General features: G+C 46.3%; 3 protein-coding genes. 2 read left to right on the forward strand and 1 reads right to left on the reverse strand.

Annotation, left to right across the window (positions count from 1 at the left end):
- Positions 1-99, forward strand: a 99-nt coding sequence (locus ACTF5U_RS11190) for a P-II family nitrogen regulator (RefSeq protein WP_438971717.1), incomplete at its 5' end; no start/stop codon positions are given.
- Positions 100-129: 30 nt separating this feature from the next.
- Here the strand turns inward: ACTF5U_RS11190 and ACTF5U_RS11195 are convergent.
- Positions 130-915 (reverse strand): outer membrane protein assembly factor BamD, encoded by a 786-nt coding sequence (locus tag ACTF5U_RS11195; protein WP_438971715.1) that lies wholly within the window; start codon positions 913-915, stop codon positions 130-132.
- A gap of 149 nt (positions 916-1,064) precedes the next feature.
- On the opposite strand from ACTF5U_RS11195, the gene ACTF5U_RS11200 reads away from it, so the two are divergent.
- Positions 1,065-2,110, forward strand: a 1,046-nt coding sequence (locus ACTF5U_RS11200) for a L,D-transpeptidase family protein (RefSeq protein ID WP_438971716.1), incomplete at its 3' end; no start/stop codon positions are given.

Genomic DNA, 2,110 nt, shown 5'->3' on the forward strand with positions numbered 1-2,110 from the left:
GCGCATACAGGGCGTATTGGCGACGGTAAGATTTTTGTGACTCCGCTGGAACGTACAATTCGTATCCGAACCAGTGAAGAAGGCGATGAAGCGATTTAAATAAAAAGGCCGCTTAGCGGCCTTTATTTTTTACTCGACGTTCGTTTGGCTGACCTCAGCCACACCGGGATGACCGGGATAGTTAAGTTCAAGCACGCGCAAGGCATCTTGCGACAAATCCTGCATATCTAACACTTTATAGGCCTTAGCCATCACCACTAACGCTTCAGGCATGGCCGGCGTACGCGGGTAGTTTTCCAGTACATATTTACCACGGTTTGCAGCGGCGATATATGAGCCACGACGCATGTAGTAATTTGCTACATTGACCTCGTGTTGTGCCAGACGATTGCGAAGATAGACAATGCGTTGCGTTGAGTCTTCAGCATATCGACTTTGTGGGAAACGCTTTACCAGAGCTTTGAAGTCACGCAATGCATCTTCAGCAGCACCGGGATTACGTTGTGACTCATCTCGAGGAATATATTTTTCGAAGAATCCTATATCCCGATGAAAGTTGACTAAACCGCGCAGATACATTGCATAATCAATGTTCGGATTCAGAGGGTAAACGCGCATGAAGCGATCCAGTGTGGCAATCGCTGTCTCAGGATCATCGTTTTTGTAGTGAGCGTAGGCTGATTCCAGTAAGGACTGTTGGGCATATTCGCCAAACGGGAAACGTGCCTCCAGCTGCTCGTAATAGGTAATTGCGGTTTCGTAATCGCCGAGGCTCAATGCCGCTTTGGCTTCAGAGTATACGCGCTCCACACTCCAGCTTTCGTCGGCTTTGATTTCTTCTTTTTCAAAGAAAGAACAACCAGAGAGTGACAATGTGGTCAGAGCTATAATTAAAGGAAGGTAATATTTTTTCATCGGCTTAGAGTACGCTAGCTACATATTTAAGGTAAAGGATGATCTTAGCCCTTTTTGTGTGTCAAAGCACGTTTTAAGGAAATAACAAACATCACGCGTTAGTGCGATCCAGTACAATAGCGAGTTTAATATCTTAACAGGAATATTCCATGATGCGTCGTCTGCTCTCTATTGCGGTTGGACTCACGCTGTCGGCGCCACTTGCCGCCACTACCTATGAAATTACTGAGCCTGATTCTTCAGTAGTTGGACATAACATGGTCATTTATAGTCGTGCGGAAGATACCTTACTGGATATAGGGCGCCAGTTCGACTTGGGCTATCGTGATATCACTGATGCTAACCCTGACGTCGATGCATGGCTACCTGGTGGCGGCACGCGGGTTGTTTTGCCGACGCGATTCATTCTACCGGATGCCGAACGGGACGGTATTGTTATTAACATAGCTGAGATGCGATTGTATTATTACCCGAAAGCATCGAGAGATGGCAGACAGCAGGTTGTGACGCATCCTATTGGGATCGGCCGTGAGGGATGGGCGACACCGTTGGGTAAAGCACGCATCACGACGAAAGTAAAAAATCCCACTTGGACACCACCGGAATCTATACGTCAAGAACACTTGGAGAAAGGCGACCCCTTACCGCGTGTTGTTCCAGCCGGACCGGATAACCCATTGGGTACACGTAAGATGAATTTATCCATGCCCGGTTACTTATTACACGGTACCAATAAGCCTTATGGTGTTGGTTTGCGTGTCAGTCATGGCTGTATTCGCTTATTTCCGGAAGATATTGAACATCTTTTTGAGATTACACCACTGAATACCGGGGTTAATATTGTCTATCAGCCTCACAAAGCAGGTCTTAGAAATGGTCAACTTTATCTTGAAGCGCACAGACAACATAAAGATGTTGATGAGCGTGAGGGGAATAATATGACACCTATGGTTAAGGCGATACTCAGTGCGCAGGACCAACTTATCTCTGATAATCAGTGGCCTCATGCAGAAGATATGGTTCGCGATCAACAAGGCATTGTGATGCCCTTAGGGCAGAAGCAATTGGATATTGTAGAAGAGCTCTGGTTTTTACATGCAGGTGTGAATAAAAAATCGGTGGTTGAGTTACGCAAAGCGATCGTTACGCTTCAACTTGATGATTTATTCTGGCCAGTTAGATCAGGACCAAAAGA

This window comes from Methylophaga sp., assembly GCF_965655755.1.
GTDB lineage: Bacteria > Pseudomonadota > Gammaproteobacteria > Nitrosococcales > Methylophagaceae > Methylophaga.

What these genes read in the sequence shown, in the direction of transcription:
- ACTF5U_RS11195 (WP_438971715.1), bottom strand. Translation starts at nt 915, where the DNA reads ATGAAAAAATATTACCTTCCTTTAATTATAGCTCTGACCACATTGTCA.